The 419-nt window shown below is 69.2% G+C and carries 1 protein-coding gene; it reads left to right on the plus strand.

Annotated elements, in window-relative coordinates; genetic code table 11:
• On the plus strand, positions 1-330 hold a 330-nt coding region (locus RISW2_RS25310), incomplete at its 5' end, for a hypothetical protein (RefSeq protein ID WP_043776046.1).
• Between the last annotated feature and the right edge of the window lie 89 nt (positions 331-419).

Consider the following 419-nt stretch of genomic DNA (forward strand, 5'->3'; position numbering starts at 1 on the left):
AAGCGCAGCCTCGAGAGCTACGTCTACGGCTCCAATACCCCCGGCGCCCCCGCTCTCCTGACCCTGTTCGGGTTTCTCGGTCCGGGCTTTGCGAGCGAAGTCCTCGGCGTCTGCGGTCTGGTCGCGACCGACGAGAGCGAAGAGGCCGCCCAGTATGCCCAGGTGATGACGGCGATCTGCGCCATGGCGTCGGACCTGGCCGCAGCTCTCGAGGATGGGCACGTCGATCACCGCGAAGCCGCGCAGCTGCGCGAGCCCGCGCGCGAGCTGATCGAGCGCCTCGAGCCGCTCGCCCGCAGTGAACCGAGCAGGCGGAGGGGCGCATCATGAACCCGCGCAACGAAACCATCGCGTTTCGCCTCTGGGCATACTGCGAGCCGATCGGCTGGGACTGCACCCTCCGCGAGGCCGCCGATGCG

This window comes from Roseivivax isoporae LMG 25204 (genome assembly GCF_000521865.1).
GTDB classification, from domain to species: Bacteria; Pseudomonadota; Alphaproteobacteria; order Rhodobacterales; family Rhodobacteraceae; genus Roseivivax; species Roseivivax isoporae.